The organism is Kineosporia mesophila, assembly GCF_021129235.1.
GTDB classification, from domain to species: Bacteria; Actinomycetota; Actinomycetes; order Actinomycetales; family Kineosporiaceae; genus Kineosporia; species Kineosporia mesophila.
In genome coordinates this window covers 63598-79269 of the sequence record NZ_JAJOMA010000024.1, presented here as the reverse complement: position 1 = coordinate 79269, position 15672 = coordinate 63598, and the positions used below count along the sequence as shown (strand labels likewise).

Below are 15672 nucleotides of genomic sequence, written 5' to 3'. Positions count from 1 at the left end.
TCAGACAGTTTTAGCCGTCCTGGTCGTCGAACAGGTCTTCCAGAGCATCAGCCGTCTCCCGGTCCGTCAGCCCCCGAGCGATGTAGTAGTCCTCCGTCATGGACAGCCGGGCGTGCCCCAGCTGGTCACTGATCTTGCGCCGCTGAACCTTCGCGTCGTCCAGGTGACTGGCCACGGTCTTGCGCAGGAGATGAGTCACCAGGTCGTCCACGTTGAGCACTTCGCTGGCCGCCTCGGGCAGGTCTGCGCGCACCTCCCGCCACACGCGCTGAACGTTGGACGGGTCACGCCAGCCACCGAGGGAATCCGGGAACACCGGCTGCACGCCGTCCTTGATCAGTGCTCGACGACGGTGCAGGATCTCGACCGCCCACAGGGGCAGCGGTAGCAGCCTCTCCCCCGACTCGCCGGACTTGGTCGAGGGCCGACGTTGAAGACCGGCACCGGTCTTGCGGACGATGTGCCAGGTGACGTTCACGGTTGCCGCGTCCAGGTCGACTTCATCCCAGCCGATCGCCAGGACCTCACCGATGCGCACGCCCGTGGCCAGCATGAGGCGAGTCAGATCCGGCAGGTCCCAGTCCCGGGCACGTGGACTCGCGTCGAGCGCCGACAGCCACACCTCGCGCTGCTGAGCGTTGAGGGTCTTGGGCTTGCGCTTCTTCTTGCGCTTGGTCTCGATCCGGTCGGTCTCCCGGACCGGGTTGTTCTCGATGGCACCGTGCCGAATCGCCACCTTCATGACGCTGGCGATGACCGTCTTGGACAGCTTGGCGTTGCCCACCGACTTCGCCTTGATTGCCGAAAGAATCTGATCCACCAAAGGAGTCGTCACCTCGCGCAGCCGGACAGCGTCCAGGGCAGGTGCGACGTGGTTCTTGTAGACCGACCCGTAAACCCTCAGCGTCTCAGAACTACGCTCTTCCTCGATCTCCTTCTTGATCAGTCCTTCCATCCAGACCTCAGCGGCCGCACTGAACGGTGAATCACGTGTGAGGCGAGCACCTTTGAAAGGTGTTTGCCGTTCTGCCAGAGCTTTTTTCAGGGCATTCTGTGCGGCCGTCTTGGTCTTGGCCTGACGCCGGACCTGCCGCACGACGCCATCGAAGTCACGGAACAGGGTCCGGGCGAGGAACCCATCTCCGACCGGCCGCACCCGGATGGTGCCGTAACTGCCGAGTGGCAGAGGTTCGCGCGGCATCAGAGGTCCCCCGATTCCTGCTGAGCCAGCGTCCAGGCTCGGACCAGGTCCGGGTCATACCGGATGTACTTACCAATCTTCGCTGACGGCGGACCCTTTCGCTGGCTACGCCACGTGTACAGCGTGTTCTTCGGGACCTGTAGGTACTCGGCCACATCACCGATAGTCCACAGCGGAGCAATCATTTCGCCGTACCCTCTCTGCCATTGCCAGTTGCCGAAAGTTCTTCGTCCGTGGGTGGTGGTTGCCCGTTCTTGGCGGCATCCAGTGCGGCGCGCCACTTTTGGCGGTTCGCCACAGCGATGAGGAGCCGGTGTGTCAGTGGTTTCAGGGCTTCGTCTCGTTCGGCCATTCGCCACGAGTACCGCTCACGTGTCATGTCATCGGCCGGGGTGGCGGTGTCAGATCGGCCGGCACTCTGGTCTTGGACTCCGAGGGTGGCCATGACCCAGGCGCGGCGGTCGTGTTTGTGGTCGGCGAGTGTCTTGCCAGACCATTTGCGGCTGACCAGGATGCGGCGTCCGGCGTAGCCCAGGTGCTCGCGGCGGTGTGCCTTGGAGCGGCAGGAGCCCGGTCGCATGCCGTGGTGAGCGTTCTTGGGCGTGATGCCGTAGCGCAGCCAGTTCGGACAGGTGGGCGAGCACGGCTCGACAGCCAGAGCAGCGACCAGGCGGTCCAGGTGGGCGCTCTGCGGGCCGTCCTCGGGCTCGTGGGCCTCGGTCATGGACTTGGTCAGGTACTTGGCCAGGTAACGCACGCGCCGGTCCGCTTCGGGGGTGCCCGACAGCAGGCCCTGGACATCGACCTGGGAGCCGAGGCGGGCCACGTGGTAGGGCTCGACGTCACAGTCCAGTTCGGTGGCTACGTCGATGGCGTCCAGGGCGTCATCCCACGCGATCAGTGGCGAGCCAGATACGGGGTCGACGAACGTCCCGGCGTACCGGTCTTCGCGGTTGTCGCGGTCGGCCTGCCACAGGGGCCGGTGCAGGTCGTCATAGACCGGTGCGCCAGTTTCGGGCCACCAGACCTGATGGTAGGTGGCAGCCACGACCTGCTTGATCAGGGCGCGGGGAATCGTGCCCCGGATCGCGAAGTGGGCATGAGCGGCCAACCGGCGCTGCGGCTCGACAGCGGCAAAGTACTGCACGTCGTAACCCGCGACCCGGCGCAGGTTCTGGATCAGCCGGTCGATCAGACGGGAGAACGCGATGGCGTCCCGGGCCGCGCGGCGGTAGTCGTAGGTGCCCGGATCGGCCGGCGTGCCGTCGGAGCGCACCCGACCGTACGAGGGCAGGGTGACGGTCAGGAACATGCTGGGGCGGAACACCTGCCCGTCACGGCCGGTGAAGGCGCGGCCGAGAGTGGTGTTGACCATGTCGCGCTTGGGCAGGTCGGGGGTATCCTCGCGGCGGCGGGTGGAGCGGATCCGGCGGGGTTTGAGCGGCGGGTCGATGTCACCGCGGATTCCGGCCTTGCGGAGTTCGGCGTCGGTCATCTGTAGGGCCTCGGTCGCGGCCAGGGAGGACAGGTCATCACCGGCAGCGGTGAATTCGTCCCGGGCAGCCGTCATGTCCGCGCGAGCCGTAGCGAGGTCGCGTTGTTCGTCGTTCGGGACGTCGGGGGTCAGGTCGGGTTCTGCCTCAAGGTGCCATCCTTCGCGGCACTGGTGAACCCGCAGACGCCGAGCCCGTTCAGCGCAGGAGGGGCATTTGGCTGCCAGGGTGGCTCCACAGGGCACGTCAACGTCGCGGATGCGGCCGGTGAGCTCGTCGGTGACCCTCATCAGGACGGGGCGGATGCAGACCCCGTGAGAGACCGCAACGGCCTCGACGACGTCCTTGGCCAGCGGCATCCGGGCGCGCTGGATCCGGGAACCGGGACGGGCAGGCTCACGCTCGTCCGTGACCGACAGGTACAAGGGTTCGGTCCGGGTGACGTCGTCGAGGCTCGTCACGGTTTACAGCACCTCCGGGTGAACATGTGTGGTGTGTGAAAGTGCTTGCTGGTCGGCGCATTCGGGGTCGGATGTGGTGGTGGTCCACAGGCATCCGGGAGACAGGCAGTCAGCGGCCCACATCCCGGCGGAGCCGACCAGGACGAACGGTGAGGCCGGACGGTTGCGGCTCATGCGTGGCCACCCCGGTATCCATCAAAGTTGACCGCCTCCCGCAACGTGCCCAGGTCGATGCCCAGGTGTTCGCAGTGCTCGGCCACGCGATCGGTGACGTCGTCGAAAGAGAGTCCTATGGAGAGGTTTTGGCTTGTGCAGCTTGCGCAGAGCCCGAGGCAGACCACACCCACCGTGTACCGCACCGTGCTGACGGCGACGTCTTTGGTACTCCGGCAGTTTTCGCAGCGTTCCCGGCGGGTGCAGTCGCTGGTGTCGTCGAGCTGACTCGGATCGACCAAGTACGTCTGCACCTGTGCCTTGACCACGATGCCGCACCAGCGCAGGTGTGCCAGCTCCAGGCCCTGCACCAGGGAGGCTTCATGCACGATGTCCCGGGCATCGCATTCCCAGCACCACAGGAGCCAGCGCTTCTTGATGTCAATGCTCATGCTGCGTGGCCCTTCTCGATCTGGGCGAGGTAGACGCCTCGCATCCGGGGACGGGTGAGGCCGAGGTGTTCGCAGTGGTCCTGAATCGCCTCGTCGATTCGGCCGGCGTCGAGGCGGTCGGCCGCATCAGCGCCGCAGGAGGAGCAGGTCCGCAGGCACGCGACCAGGGCCATGCTGGGGACCTGCACCGTGAGCGAGTAGCTGTCGCTGGCACCGCAGGAGATGCAGTCACCGCAGCGAGCACAGCCGGAGGTGTCGAGCAGATCCACGGCCGGACGAGGAGCCGGAGCCCTGGTTCCGAACTGTCCCTTGGTGCAGTAGTAGTCGCGGTGCACCTGGCGGTCGTAGAAGGACAGGCCACAGGTCGGGCACTGGTAGATGCTCTTCACTGTTCTGCCCCGCCGGTGATGCGGCCGGTCAGGTGCGAGGTGACCCGGCGCAGCTTGTCCAGGTTGACGGTCAGCTCGTTGATCTGGCTGCTGACGCCGGTCAGGTTCTCGCGCAGATTCCGCAGTTCCGGTGCGACGTCGAGGCCCGCATCGTGGCCGACCTTTCCGGCCTGGTGCTCGCGGACCAGCCAGTTGAAGGCCTGTCCGAGGGCCTGGTCCATGCCCGCCACGGTCGAGGACAGGTGAGCGATAACGGCATCCACGTCCGAGGGCCACTCGTAGCCGGGGCTGTCGCGGTGGATGGTGAGGTGGTTCAGGCTGCGGATCGCTTCGGCAGCCTCGTCGGCGTACTTGTCCGGGTGCTGGTGCCGTCGGGGGCTCATCGGCGCACCGCCCACCAGATCAGACCGATCACGAGGGCCTGGAAGAGACCGACCGCGATCAGGCACCACATGCCGCCGAGGATGAACGCGGCCAGCGGGAAGACCAGCATCCAGAACAGCACGGTCCGGACAACCCTCGTGATCCACTGAACGTCCGTGGAGATGTGAATCTGTGCCATGTCAGCCCACCACCCTGATCGAGCCCGTAGGCCCGTCGTCGTCGTTGTCGAGGTCGTCGAACTTGTCGTTCTGGATGACGCGGAACCCGAATCCGGTCGTGACGTACCGCACCAGTTGAGCGATTTCGGCGTCATCGACGTACGCAGCACGCACCCGGACCGGGACACGAGAGGTGCGGATCTTGAACCCGATACCGGCCGTGCTCGGGTCGTTGGGGATCTCGTCCGCCGCAGCACCCCGCAGCCGGGCACCATCACCCAGGACCATGTCGGGATGAGCGGCGGACGTGACCCGCAGGCAGACGCGCACAGTGAACAGGTCACGGATCGGCAGGACATCCTTGGAGGGCTCCTGGACCTCACCGAGGATGCTGTGACCGGTGGCGCGTCCCTGCGTTCCGATCTCTTCCAGCGCTTTACGGATCTCGCGGTTGTTCTTCCCGAAAGACAGCAACGCCGCGATCTCATCCAGCACCAGCAGGTTGAACGGCGTCTGGCGCGACATGGCGAACTTCGCCTTGGAGTCCGCCGCGTGACGACGCTGGGTAGCCCGGCAGTCCTCCACGAAATCATCGATCAGTCGGACGATCTCGTCGGGTTCGGAAGCGTACTGGTAGGCCACGTCACGCCCACGGGCCAGCTCCATGCGCTTGGGGTCCACCATCCAGACCCGCACCAGGCCGTCACGGATCAGCGGGGCGATCGAGCGCAGCGGAGCCCAGATCAGCGAAGCCTTCCCCGCACCCGTGGCACCAGCAATCAGCCAGTGCTGACCGATCAAGGACTCGCTCCAGTCGGCCCCGTACTCGTCTTCGCCCAGGTAGACCGCGCTCAGGTCGACCGTGGACGAATCGGCCGGCATGACCGGGGCATCGAGAATCTCGGTGAACGGCTCGGACCGCTCGATGACCAGGCCCACGACCTGCGGGCGGATACGCTCGACGGCAACCCGGATCGCTCCCAGGGCATCGGCGATGATCTCGGCCTTGTCCTCCCAGACCTTCACCGACTGTCCCGGAGCCATCCGGACCATGACCGTGTCGATGCTCGGGGAGTACGACAGCACCCGCAGCACGCGGGGAATCTGCGTGACGCCGGTACGGCGCTTGGTCGGTGCCAGATCCACGGCCATGCAGACATCGGCCCAGTGACGGCCCGCGTAAGCACTCCAGCGGCGACCGAACGAGCGAAGCCGTGGGGCAATCAGGCGGTCATAGGAGTTGGGGTGACCCCGGTACCAGGCACAGACGCCCACAGCCGTTCCACCGGCAATGCCTGCCATCGTGGTCGGACCCAGCTCGATCGTCCCGGCAGCAATAGCCGTCGTGGACGCGGTGATCCCCGGGTGACGGAGCATCCACAGCGCAGCGCGCCACTCGACACCGACCTCACGAGAGGACTGCCGATCCGGCGCCGGGACCACCGACTTTTTCGAAGAGAACGTGAGAACGCCCATGAGGAAACCTCAATCGTGAAAGTGGGCAGGGCAGAGCCCCGGCCTGACCGCTCGCGTTCGAGGGACAGCCAGGCCGGAACCCGCCATACGTAAGGAACGTCCGGCAGATGCCGGGGGAAATGCCTACCGGTCGTTCTCGGCCGAGTAGGCGCGGCTGGCGTCGTCCATGACCAGGATCAGGACCGCGACGTCACGCGTCAGACGGTCGTGAGCGCCCTTGAGCTTGGCCGAATCCGGAGCACCCTTGGTGACCGGGCGCAGCAGCTTCATGGCGTTGGTCAGGTCGTCCATGCTGTCTTCGAGGTCAACCCGTGCCATGTCAGTACCTCCAGTCCTGAGCCAGCAGCTCTGCCTGACCGCGCCGGACACGACCCTCCAGGGCCTCCAGCGAGTCTTCCGCCTTCTTCACCAGCGCCAGCAGCAGATCCGGCGGGACCGCACGACGAGAAGCGCTCTGCGGGTCCAGCTTCGACACCACATCCCGCGCCTCGTCCAGGACGATCCGGGTGTGTTCCATCATCGAGACCAGCCGATCGAACTTGCGGCGGCTGCGCGGGTTGATGACGAGCGTGACGACAGGCGAGGTCACAGCAGACCACCCACCATCACCAGGCTGCCGACCAGGCCGCCACGGGTGCCCGGCATGCACACCTCACGCTGACCCGAGAAGAACCGGCCCTGGTTGTCACGCAGCGGCAGAGTCGGCTGAACCGCACACGCACCGCACTTTCCGTTCGCCAGCGACTCGGACGACACGAGCGCGTTGCACTGACCGCAACGCACCCTCCGCCCGGCGTGGATAATCTGATCCTGCATCGCGATGGACTCCTATTCATCCGCTGATGTACGCCCCCGGGACCGGTAGCCGCCGATCCCGGGGGCACCTGATGCGACCCTGTGAAGCTGTCAGGCCGCCTTGTCACCCTCACTGGACGCCTGCCGGGAACCACGGCCCGTCGTGGGCGCCGCAGTCCCCGGGGCCTTGCCCTGAGGGTGAACAGCTGTGGCACGAAACGACAGCGCCATACGCGCCCGGCCGTTACCGCGACCCTCCTGGATGTACGGCGTCACCACGAGGCCGGTGAACTCCACAGCCCGCAGACCCGATCCGGGAAGAACTTCCTCGGGAAGCATCGGCGTATGAGGCGCCGTGACCTTGATCTTTACTTCCTTCTCACGCGCCTCGGGGTCACGGTCGATACACGTGACCGTCCAGACCAGCTCCCCGGTCTGCTTGTCCTTCGAAGGCGTCTGACGACCCGTCTTCTGGTCGTAATCCATCGCCTGCTGCACACCCATCGCATACAGACCATGCGGGAATGCATCCGCCATCGGCACCGTGAACCGGTACCCACCCATGAGCGCCATGCGCTTGTCCTCTCATCGATCAGGAACCCGAACCATCTCCATTAGGAGTGGTCCTATTCGAGCACACCGATCGCGACTGCGTCAATAGAGCCGGTTCTATTGACATTGGTGGGGCCAACGGGTCGATACGGCTAGCCTTGATCCAGGAGGTGAGGCGCATGGCCATCGGGCATCGCGAACTGGCGGAGAAGCTGCGTGAGGGGATCCAACGCGGCGCGTACCCGCCTGACTCGACCCTGCCTAAGCAGGACGAGCTAGCAGCTGAGTACGGCGTGAACATCAAGACGGTTCGCCAGGCCGTGGGCCTATTGGCCGCCGAGGGTCTTGTCACACCGGTTCGCAGGCGCGGGACCGTGGTGAGATCACGGCCGCCGATGAAGCGCCTCGGGATCGAGCGGTACGCCAAAAGCAAATGGAAGTTCGGTTTGGTAGCGTTTGCCGCAGACCGCGAGGCCAGCGGCAGGGAGTGGAAGCCTACCGACCAAACGCAGACGATCAGTCTGGTACCGGCCGACGAACTGACCGCCGATGCACTTCAAATTTCAATAGGAGAACCCGTTTACGCGCGGGCACGGCTGGTCAAAGACGCCAACAGTCCGACTCATACCCTCACCAGCTACTACCGACCCGAAGATGTGGCAGACACACCACTGGTCGACCCCGAACCAGGCCCGGCTGGACGTGGTGGCGGCTTCCAGGTCCTCACCTTGAAAGGCCTTGAACCGCACCACATCAGGGAGAGTTTTCATGCCCGGATGCCAACACCCGAAGAAATCGCCACCCTGGAACTCCCCCAGGGCGAACCCGTTGTGGTCTTGCATCGGACGACCTTCACCGAAGAAGGGCAACCGGTGGAGTCGGCAGTCGGCGTGCATTCTGCGAGTCGGTTCACCTGGACCTACGAATTTGACATCCCTGAATGAGAAATGAGGCCTCCTTGACTACACAGACCGCAGAGCTTCCTCACAGCATCCGATCTGCTGTCGAGGTGCTCTGGGCCTACCACGATCTACATCACGCTCTGGAGCCCACGGACGTCGGCATCGGTCTGGGCAGCCACGATCTTGGAGTTGCCACGTGCGCAGCTGACCTCTATTCGGCCGGCACTTTTCCACTCATCGTCTTTACCGGCGCCAACGCCCCCACAACCATCGACCGATTCCCCCGGGGCGAAGCCGTGCACTACCGCGAGCATGCACTGACCCTGGGCGTGCCTGATGAGGCAATCATGGTCGAACCGGAAGCGCGCAACACCGGGGACAACATCACCTTGGCTCGAAAGTTGCTCCAGAAAAGAGGGCTTGAACCGAATTCGGTCACGCTCATTTCACGTCCCTACCAACAGCGCCGAGCCTTCGCGACCTGTCGCAAGCTCTGGCCCCAAGTCAGCGTTCAGTGCGCATCGCTTCCGTTGACCTTGGACGACTACGTGTCCAGCATTGGGGACTTTGAACGCGTCGTGAACATGCTCGTAGGCGACACCCAGCGAATCAAGGTCTACGCCGAGAAGGGCTTTGCCATCGAGCAGTCCATGCCGGACGAGGTCCGATCGGCTTTCCAGCAGCTCGTGGACGACGGATACACGACACGCCTGATCTGACGTTGTCCGTTGCTGCCGAATTTACCTTTTAGAAGTCAAGGCGGCCCGCTCCGCGGGCCGCAGCGCCGGGTTCTTCCCCGGGCGGCATGCGGCCTGGCGGCCGGTCCACCCGGGGAAACCCGGCGCACGGCGTTTGGGCCGACAACGGCACTTCGATCGGCCTGCGGGTAGCCTGCCGAAGCGACCCCCGGAGATAGGCACTGCTACGCCCTTCACCGGGCAGCCACCCTGCGTGCAAGCGTGCGAGTGGTAGGTATGCGCCGCGAGGCCGCCCGTAGCGGAGACGCCGCCGGGGGTCGCACTTGGCTTACATCGCGAAGATGAGCCAATCACCGGCCTGGGCATGCGAGTGACGGTGACGCCGTGGTCGGGGTCCGTCAGTCATGGAGGCGGGGATGGCTCCACACGGGGTCCAGATGGTCTCCCCGGGCATCTCCGCCAGCAGCCGGGTTCTAGACCGGCATGGCCGTCCCAGCGGGGCCCAGATGCGCTCACGCGTCGTCGCCTCGGTCCGTGGCCGGGATGCCGCCATGATTGCGCCACAAATCAGGCCGTGATCGACGCCAAACAACCACAAGGGCCCGTGACCGCGTGGGAGTTCCAGCGCAGGTCAGGGCCCATACCAAGGGTTTTCCGGGAAATCGGTCCGTCTATCGCAGGGTTACTGGTTCAAGTCCAGTGGGGGGAGCTTCATCCCAGGTCACAGACCTGGGCCGGTCGATAGGCAAGATCATCGACATGGTTTATGCACGACTAACGTCCTCTTCGGTCTCAGACTGGCTGACGGATTCCAGCACTCTTGCCGCCCCGGTCTGGGCAATGCCGCGACCGAAATAGTGGTCCTGCGTCATCGAGACCTTGGCATGGCCCAACTGGTCTGCGGCTGCTCTGGCACTCAATCCCGCTTCATCCATCAGGGTGGCCACCGTGCGGCGAAACGTGTGCGAAGTGATGTCCCCGTACCCGATCCGGGAGAACACATCTCGCAGGTCTGCCTGCGTGTTACTCGGGTCACGCAGGTGCCCCAACGGGGACGTGAACACCGCTCCCCACTGGTTGGCCGGCATCGAATCCTTGCGGCGCTTCAGCATGGCCACCGCCCACTTCGGCAGCACGACAATGCGCCATCCGGCCCGGCTCTTGGGCTTGAGCTTGATCTGTAGCCCCTGCCCCTTGACCCGGATTACGGTGCCGCGCACCTCCACGGTCCCCTTCTCCAGGTCAACCGCTTCCCAGGTGATCGCCGTTGCCTCACCGATCCGCAGGCCGGTGGAGAGCATCACGTCGACCAGATCGGGCAGTTCCCAGTCAACCGCCGGCTGATCGGCCCCGAGCTTCGCCCGTAGATCCCACACCTCGGCCAATGTGAGCGTGCGGTGGGGGCTCTTGCCGGCTGACGGCAGGGTGGCGGTCTCGCGCACCGGGTTGGCCGGCATGGCGTCGTGCCGGACGGCCAGCCCGAACATGCCCGACAGGACCGTGCGGGTGGTCTTGGCGATGGACACCCCGTTCGACTCCCGGACCCGCTTGATCAGCAGGTCGGTCCGGGAGACGGTCACCTCGCGCAGTCGCAGCGCCCCGAACGCCGGGAGCACCTGGTTGTCGAGCCGATCGCGGTAGGCCCGACCGGTCCCGGGCGACCTGTCCCCCATCTGGACAGCCAAAGCCACCTCACTGAACCACTCCTCGGCCAGAGCCTTGACCGTCGTGTCCCGGGTGATCTCGGCAGCCGCATCGGTCCGGCCACGATCCCGGCACGCTTCCTTCAGCCGGTTCCCAGCCGCCGGCTTGGTCCGGCCCGTCCGCCCGACCTGACGGGTGATCCCGTCATAGTCCCGGTAGTACGTGACGGCCCTGTAGCCCTTCGACGTTGGGTAGTAGCGGATTTCCCCCATGGTGCCCAGGGGCAGCGGCGGACGGGCCATGAAACTGTCTTCCTTTCAGGAGTTCACGCGGAGAGGGTCAGGGAGTCAAGCCACGCGGCAACGTCTTCCTCCTTGTACCGCAGGTACTTTCCGACCTTCCTCGCGGGCGGGCCGTAGTGACGAGTGCGCCAGCTATAGAGGGTCTGCACCGGAACCCCCAGGTACTCGGACACGTCCTCGATGGACCAGAGTCGTGACGCCATGGGTTAATCCCTTCCCGCAGTGGTGGTGAGTGCCGGTGCCGAACTGATGCCATGCAATCCGCGCGGCGAATGCATGGTGTGACGTTGGGTGGGCGGCTGACAGTTAGCTGACGACGGCTGATCGGTGCGTCCCGATGTCTGGATCTGACGTCTGTAGCGCAACCGACCTTGGGGAACCCCGCAAACCCCGCAAGATCGCCTTATAGGGCCCTGGCCTGGGGTTATGGGTTGCGGGGTTCGCTGTTTTGAACCCCGCAAATCTGCGGGGTTTGCGGGGTTCAACCTGTTGATCTTGCGGGGTTTGCGGGGTTCATGCGGGGTTCCCGCGGGGTTCAAAAGTTGGGTCTTTTTGCAGGTCAGACCGGAAGTTGCGGGGTTTGCGGGGTTCAAACGCGAGATCTCATTCGGAGCCGCGCCGAACCGGTTCATGGCTGGTACTCCTCGACCCAATACTGATTAGCCTTGGCGTGACTGTCGGTGATGACGCGCAGGGTCATGGCGGGGTCGCCGTGAAAGCGGTCCACCTGGCCGGCGAGCATCCGCCCGAGCATCTGCGGGCTCTTGGGCCGCCGACCGCGCTCGTCGGTGATGAAGTCGCCGTCCCACGGGTCCACGTCGTGCCCTGCGGCGAAGTCCCGGACAATCTCGCCGTCGGCTAGAACGGCGTTCACTTTCAGAGGCTTGTCCCCGAGGCGTTCGCGCCAGCGTCCGAGGAAGATCGCCCATTTCTGGTCTTCCTCGTCCATGCCGCGGGTCACGTGCAGGTTGGTCAGGAACCCGGTGATGCCGTGGTGGGTCAGGAATCCTCCGACGCCGTGGGCCCACGGGGTGAACTGCCGCATCGGCGGGGTGCTGGTGTCGCGGGGGGTGCCGGCCGCGACCCAGTCCGCGACCAGGACCAGCAGGCGCCACAGCAGTTCGGCCCGGTGGTTGGGGTCCATGATCCAGCCCTGGAGGTCAGGAATCGCGAACCCCGTGCGGGTTTCGGGGTGCGGGGCTTTGGGCTTGAGGCGGATGTAAACCGATCGTGAGGCGATGTCCCCACCCACGCGCAGGTTGTTGCCGGTGACCATCCAGAGCCGGTCGTTGACCCATGCGCCCATGCCGGTCTTGCCCAGGATCCGGCTCGACCACATGGGGTTGGTCAGCAGGTTTGCCAGGATCGGGCTGCTGATCGCTTCTCCCTCGGCGATGTTGTCGAAGATGACCGCCCCGGACTCCTGCGTGAACGTCGCAGTGATCAGCTTCTCCAGCTCGACATCGTTATCGGCCGGCCACGGCACGACCTGCTGACCGACCAGCAACCCGACCAGACCGGTCAACAAACTCTTGCCCGAACTGGCGGTGGAGGCCGACACGATCGCCAGCGGCGCCAGGGCTTTCAGCGGCCGGCGCAGGAACGGTGTGACCAGCATCGCGACGAAGTTCGCCAGGCTCGCGGCGTCTTCCCACTCGAAATCACCCAGGAGTGTGGAGGTCACGAACTCGCGAGCCTTGGCTACCTGCGCCGGACTCGGCCTCACCGGAACCGGCGGCAACGCCACGGTCGGGGCAAGGTACAGACCCGAGGCGGGGTCATACCCGGGGTTCTGCAACAGCGACCAGTCCCGGCGCAGGACCGGAGTCCCGATGATCCCGGCCAGGGTCGGGGTGTGCGGCCACTCCGCCCCGGCCAGGACCGCGCTCAGGACCGGCGGGGGCGGGGTGATCTCTTCCCGGAAGAACTCCGGCTTGCCCTGCTCGTCCTTCCTGACCTTGGTCTGAAACGTGTACGTGTGCGCGGCCAGCAGGTTGGCCAGCAGCGCCCCCGTGACCTTCGTCGGGACCACCGGCAGCGGCGCGTCCTCGTCCAGGTCGACCGCCAGGGTCCCGGAAACTCGCTCGATCCGCACCGGGGCCCCACCCGTCACATACAGGTCCGGGATAGCACCAGAACCGACAGCTCGCTTGAGTTTCCGGATCGCATCGGGGTTACCGGACACCTCGATGTAGGCGCGCCCGTCGTGCTCGTCGCCATCCTGCTCGTCCCCCGCGCCCTGCCCGCCGACGGTGTCCTCGTCGGTGGGCACGGCGCGCAACGGACGTCGCGATGACGCAGCACGAACAGCGGGCGCAGTGCCGGCCAACTCGTCGAAGAGTTCAGCCGGCAGGTCGTTCAGGTCGATCAGGTCGTCGGCGACGTCGGTGGGGATGTCGGCCGGGATGCCGTTCATGGGGACCTCCTTCAAGTGGTGCGAATGCTCAGGAGTGCTGCGGGCGTTCGATCGCCAGCGGTCGGGGTCGGGTGCGTCCTGGCGTGCGAGCGTGCGCGGCGTGGACGATGTGGGCGGGATGGGTGCGTGCGCGGCCTTGAGACAGGCCTGAGGCGATCGCTGCGGACGCCTCGCGCTCCGAGAGGCCTACGCCGCATCCGGCGGCCAGCAGGTGTGCTGTGACGGCCTCGCGGCTGAGGTGCCCGGCTTCGACGTGTCGGGCGAGCTTGTACGCCGCCCGGTTGAGCGTGGCGTTGCGGCCGCTGCCGCCGGCTGCGCCGGCCACGGATGCGGCGATGTTCTCCAGCTCCCCGGTCAAGGCGGCATCGGCGTACCCGGCCCCGATGCTCGGTGAGCCCGCAGACCGGGCCCTGGCGGGCGTTGCACCGCGGGATGGCATGGCCTCAGGTCCGCCCGATCGTTCGGGGGCCGCGATGGCGTGCAGCAGGTGCAGGAGCCAGGGCGGGGTTGGCGCGACAGCGCCCTTGATGATCGCGGCGTAGCCGTCCGTCGATGCTCTGATCCGTGAACCCGGCCCGACCACGTACCCGCCGACGGCGCGCACGTCGACCGACCACCCAAGCCCCGTGATCCGGGTCCGTTCGCCGGTGCCGGTGTGCCCGGTGGAGGACCGCACCTCGACCCCTTCGGGGGCGGCGTAGTACAGGTGTGTCCCACCGGAGGGGGTGGCCACGGTCAGGGTGTCGCCCCACTCGATCACCGCCCCGGCCCGTTCAGCGGCCCAGGTCAGCACGTCGGCTCCGTCCAGGATCCCGGCCGGGGTCACCTCGCTCGTGTGCTGGTCGGGTAGCACCTGCGCTGGCGGGGTGCCCTTGCCGGTGTCCAGGTCGACGACCACCAGATCGGCTCCGCCGCAGTTGATGCCGTAGTTCGCGCGCGGCCACCGACGCCACCACGCGCCGATCACGTTCGGGTCGGTGCTGGCGTCGTACAGGCCGTGTCCCTCCCGGCCGCACTCGCCCCGGCAAACGTCGCCGTTTGCCGACCCGACGTCGGCAGGGTGGGCGGAGCGGATCACCGGGAACTTCTTGCCCGGGATCAGCGGGAACACCGGCCAGCCCCGCCCGGCGGCGTGGAGTGCGGCGGGCAGCACGGAGGGGTTACGCGGCATGACGGGCACCTCCGGTCATGGTGGGGGTGAGTGTGGCGTGCAGGTGGGTGCCGATCCAGTGCGTGTAGGCGGGCGGGATGGCCTCGCGCAGGCCGTCTCTGGTCATCCAGTCGATGCCCATGGCCAAGCGTGCGGCGGCCACACCGGAGAAGTTCCCGACCACGTGCATCACCTCGTCCGGGCGCGGCGGGCGGCCCATCTTGGTGTGCCGCTTGGTGTGCGGGCGGTGCTCCATGCGCGGCAGGGTGAAGCCGCCCCCGGTCTCAAACCAGCGCGGCCGATACGTGCCCGGATCAGTGGTGAACATGCACATGCACAACTCGACCGGGTCCCGCAGTGGGGCCCCGGGCACGTTCTCCATGACCCATGGCAGGCCCGTCGCGTTCAGGGCTTCCCGGCCAACGTCGATCAGGTCGGGGTGCTCGTTGCGCTGAATCTGCCAGCACGCGGTGTAGGCCTGGCACGGGAAAGACGCCGCGATCGCATTGAACTCGTGCCCGTGCTCGGCGATAAACGTGATCGCGTCTCCCTGGTGAAACGGGTAGGGGTAGCGCGGTTGCGGCGTGATGTCGACGCCCTGCACCGTGAACCCGGCCTCGGCATACCCCCGCGAGGCACCGCCCTGGCAGCAGCACAGATCCACCAGACGCAGACCCCCGCTGGCCCCCTTCACGCCGCATCCCCCACGGCCGTGACGTCCTGCCCGATCACGCTGGTGACGTACAGCACCGGCGGGCGGCCCGGATCGGGCTGGCAGACCTGCCCGGCCAGCACCACCGTTGCTCCGACCGTGACCAGGCGCCGGAACGTCACCCATTCCCCCGGGAAGATCATCGCCGACCCCGGAAGGGCCTGACCGTCCACGGTCTCCAGCCGCAGCAGGCCGTACGGGTGCCGGTTACAGGTGTGCAGGATCCTCACCTCAGCGATGCGAGCCGTGAGGCTCATAGCGGCCACGGTGGCGACCGTGGCGCCCTTGGTGGCCGTGTTCGGGTTGCTCTTGCGGATCATGGTGTCCCCCTTGC

20 protein-coding genes are annotated in these 15672 nt (G+C 66.2%); 2 read left to right on the top strand and 18 right to left on the bottom strand.

All coding sequences use genetic code 11. The annotated features are described in order from the left end of the window. Positions 1 to 10 precede the first annotated feature (10 nt). From LR393_RS27490 to LR393_RS27440, 12 genes are all read right to left on the bottom strand, one after another. Positions 11 to 1201: a site-specific integrase gene (locus tag LR393_RS27490; protein ID WP_231487794.1), complete on the bottom strand. Its 1191-nt coding sequence runs from the start codon at positions 1199 to 1201 to the stop codon at positions 11 to 13. Continuing rightward, complete coding sequence (locus tag LR393_RS36710; RefSeq protein ID WP_331282998.1) at positions 1201 to 1386, bottom strand: helix-turn-helix domain-containing protein; 186 nt, start codon at positions 1384 to 1386, stop codon at positions 1201 to 1203. Before LR393_RS36710 ends, LR393_RS27490 begins: the two co-directional genes overlap by 1 nt. Continuing rightward, entirely contained in the window at positions 1383 to 3155 is a 1773-nt protein-coding gene (locus tag LR393_RS27485; protein WP_231487793.1) for a replication initiator, read from the bottom strand. Before LR393_RS27485 ends, LR393_RS36710 begins: the two co-directional genes overlap by 4 nt. Before the next feature lie 170 nt (positions 3156 to 3325). Then, positions 3326 to 3760 (bottom strand): hypothetical protein, encoded by a 435-nt coding sequence (locus LR393_RS27480; RefSeq protein WP_231487792.1) that lies wholly within the window; start codon positions 3758 to 3760, stop codon positions 3326 to 3328. Next, positions 3757 to 4149 (bottom strand): hypothetical protein, encoded by a 393-nt coding sequence (locus LR393_RS27475; RefSeq protein WP_231487791.1) that lies wholly within the window; start codon positions 4147 to 4149, stop codon positions 3757 to 3759. The genes LR393_RS27480 and LR393_RS27475 overlap by 4 nt, the downstream gene beginning before the upstream one ends. After that, on the bottom strand, positions 4146 to 4532 hold the full coding sequence (locus LR393_RS27470; protein WP_231487790.1) for a hypothetical protein: 387 nt from the start codon (positions 4530 to 4532) through the stop codon (positions 4146 to 4148). The genes LR393_RS27475 and LR393_RS27470 overlap by 4 nt, the downstream gene beginning before the upstream one ends. Next, positions 4529 to 4711 carry a hypothetical protein gene (locus LR393_RS27465; RefSeq protein ID WP_231487789.1) on the bottom strand — a complete coding sequence of 61 codons (183 nt, stop codon included), beginning with the start codon at positions 4709 to 4711 and terminating at the stop codon, positions 4529 to 4531. The genes LR393_RS27470 and LR393_RS27465 overlap by 4 nt, the downstream gene beginning before the upstream one ends. 1 nt (position 4712) lies before the next feature. Next, positions 4713 to 5843, bottom strand: coding sequence for an FtsK/SpoIIIE domain-containing protein (locus LR393_RS27460; RefSeq protein ID WP_231487788.1), 1131 nt, complete (start codon positions 5841 to 5843; stop codon positions 4713 to 4715). 447 nt (positions 5844 to 6290) lie between these two features. Then, positions 6291 to 6485: a hypothetical protein gene (locus LR393_RS27455; protein ID WP_231487787.1), complete on the bottom strand. Its 195-nt coding sequence runs from the start codon at positions 6483 to 6485 to the stop codon at positions 6291 to 6293. 1 nt (position 6486) lies between these two features. Continuing rightward, positions 6487 to 6756, bottom strand: coding sequence for a hypothetical protein (locus tag LR393_RS27450; RefSeq protein ID WP_231487786.1), 270 nt, complete (start codon positions 6754 to 6756; stop codon positions 6487 to 6489). Further along, the gene (locus LR393_RS27445; protein WP_231487785.1) at positions 6753 to 6983 is read right to left on the bottom strand and encodes a hypothetical protein; all 231 of its coding nucleotides are present in this window, start codon (positions 6981 to 6983) and stop codon (positions 6753 to 6755) included. The genes LR393_RS27450 and LR393_RS27445 overlap by 4 nt, the downstream gene beginning before the upstream one ends. A 90-nt stretch (positions 6984 to 7073) precedes the next feature. After that, on the bottom strand, positions 7074 to 7535 hold the full coding sequence (locus LR393_RS27440) for a hypothetical protein (RefSeq protein ID WP_231487784.1): 462 nt from the start codon (positions 7533 to 7535) through the stop codon (positions 7074 to 7076). A 158-nt stretch (positions 7536 to 7693) separates the two neighbouring features. Here LR393_RS27440 and LR393_RS27435 point away from each other — a divergent pair, with 158 nt between their 5' ends. Further along, positions 7694 to 8458, top strand: coding sequence for a GntR family transcriptional regulator (locus tag LR393_RS27435; RefSeq protein WP_231487783.1), 765 nt, complete (start codon positions 7694 to 7696; stop codon positions 8456 to 8458). After that, positions 8455 to 9135 carry a YdcF family protein gene (locus LR393_RS27430; protein ID WP_345718785.1) on the top strand — a complete coding sequence of 227 codons (681 nt, stop codon included), beginning with the start codon at positions 8455 to 8457 and terminating at the stop codon, positions 9133 to 9135. The genes LR393_RS27435 and LR393_RS27430 overlap by 4 nt, the downstream gene beginning before the upstream one ends. Before the next feature lie 743 nt (positions 9136 to 9878). Here LR393_RS27430 and LR393_RS27425 read toward each other — a convergent pair. From LR393_RS27425 to LR393_RS27400, 6 genes are all read right to left on the bottom strand, one after another. Next, positions 9879 to 11060 (bottom strand): tyrosine-type recombinase/integrase, encoded by a 1182-nt coding sequence (locus tag LR393_RS27425; RefSeq protein ID WP_231487781.1) that lies wholly within the window; start codon positions 11058 to 11060, stop codon positions 9879 to 9881. 23 nt (positions 11061 to 11083) lie between these two features. Continuing rightward, on the bottom strand, positions 11084 to 11263 hold the full coding sequence (locus LR393_RS27420; RefSeq protein WP_231487780.1) for a helix-turn-helix transcriptional regulator: 180 nt from the start codon (positions 11261 to 11263) through the stop codon (positions 11084 to 11086). 425 nt (positions 11264 to 11688) lie between these two features. Next, on the bottom strand, positions 11689 to 13476 hold the full coding sequence (locus tag LR393_RS27415; protein WP_231487779.1) for a hypothetical protein: 1788 nt from the start codon (positions 13474 to 13476) through the stop codon (positions 11689 to 11691). Between the two features lie 28 nt (positions 13477 to 13504). Continuing rightward, complete coding sequence (locus LR393_RS27410) at positions 13505 to 14647, bottom strand: bifunctional DNA primase/polymerase (protein WP_231487778.1); 1143 nt, start codon at positions 14645 to 14647, stop codon at positions 13505 to 13507. Continuing rightward, the gene (locus LR393_RS27405; protein WP_231487777.1) at positions 14637 to 15320 is read right to left on the bottom strand and encodes a DNA cytosine methyltransferase; all 684 of its coding nucleotides are present in this window, start codon (positions 15318 to 15320) and stop codon (positions 14637 to 14639) included. Before LR393_RS27405 ends, LR393_RS27410 begins: the two co-directional genes overlap by 11 nt. Next, entirely contained in the window at positions 15317 to 15658 is a 342-nt protein-coding gene (locus tag LR393_RS27400; protein WP_231487776.1) for a single stranded DNA-binding domain-containing protein, read from the bottom strand. Before LR393_RS27400 ends, LR393_RS27405 begins: the two co-directional genes overlap by 4 nt. Positions 15659 to 15672: the final 14 nt, after the last annotated feature.

Bases quoted from the DNA above. Each gene is read 5' to 3' on its own strand.
- LR393_RS27490 (WP_231487794.1), bottom strand. From the start codon at position 1,201: ATGCCGCGCGAACCTCTGCCACTCGGCAGTTACGGCACCATCCGGGTG.
- LR393_RS36710 (WP_331282998.1), bottom strand. From the start codon at position 1,386: ATGATTGCTCCGCTGTGGACTATCGGTGATGTGGCCGAGTACCTACAG.
- LR393_RS27480 (WP_231487792.1), bottom strand. From the start codon at position 3,760: ATGAGCATTGACATCAAGAAGCGCTGGCTCCTGTGGTGCTGGGAATGC.
- LR393_RS27470 (WP_231487790.1), bottom strand. From the start codon at position 4,532: ATGAGCCCCCGACGGCACCAGCACCCGGACAAGTACGCCGACGAGGCT.
- LR393_RS27465 (WP_231487789.1), bottom strand. From the start codon at position 4,711: ATGGCACAGATTCACATCTCCACGGACGTTCAGTGGATCACGAGGGTT.
- LR393_RS27460 (WP_231487788.1), bottom strand. From the start codon at position 5,843: ATGGCCGTGGATCTGGCACCGACCAAGCGCCGTACCGGCGTCACGCAG.
- LR393_RS27455 (WP_231487787.1), bottom strand. From the start codon at position 6,485: ATGGCACGGGTTGACCTCGAAGACAGCATGGACGACCTGACCAACGCC.
- LR393_RS27445 (WP_231487785.1), bottom strand. From the start codon at position 6,983: ATGCAGGATCAGATTATCCACGCCGGGCGGAGGGTGCGTTGCGGTCAG.
- LR393_RS27440 (WP_231487784.1), bottom strand. From the start codon at position 7,535: ATGGCGCTCATGGGTGGGTACCGGTTCACGGTGCCGATGGCGGATGCA.
- LR393_RS27435 (WP_231487783.1), top strand. From the start codon at position 7,694: ATGGCCATCGGGCATCGCGAACTGGCGGAGAAGCTGCGTGAGGGGATC.
- LR393_RS27430 (WP_345718785.1), top strand. From the start codon at position 8,455: ATGAGAAATGAGGCCTCCTTGACTACACAGACCGCAGAGCTTCCTCAC.
- LR393_RS27425 (WP_231487781.1), bottom strand. From the start codon at position 11,060: ATGGCCCGTCCGCCGCTGCCCCTGGGCACCATGGGGGAAATCCGCTAC.
- LR393_RS27420 (WP_231487780.1), bottom strand. From the start codon at position 11,263: ATGGCGTCACGACTCTGGTCCATCGAGGACGTGTCCGAGTACCTGGGG.
- LR393_RS27415 (WP_231487779.1), bottom strand. From the start codon at position 13,476: ATGAACGGCATCCCGGCCGACATCCCCACCGACGTCGCCGACGACCTG.
- LR393_RS27410 (WP_231487778.1), bottom strand. From the start codon at position 14,647: ATGCCGCGTAACCCCTCCGTGCTGCCCGCCGCACTCCACGCCGCCGGG.
- LR393_RS27400 (WP_231487776.1), bottom strand. From the start codon at position 15,658: ATGATCCGCAAGAGCAACCCGAACACGGCCACCAAGGGCGCCACGGTC.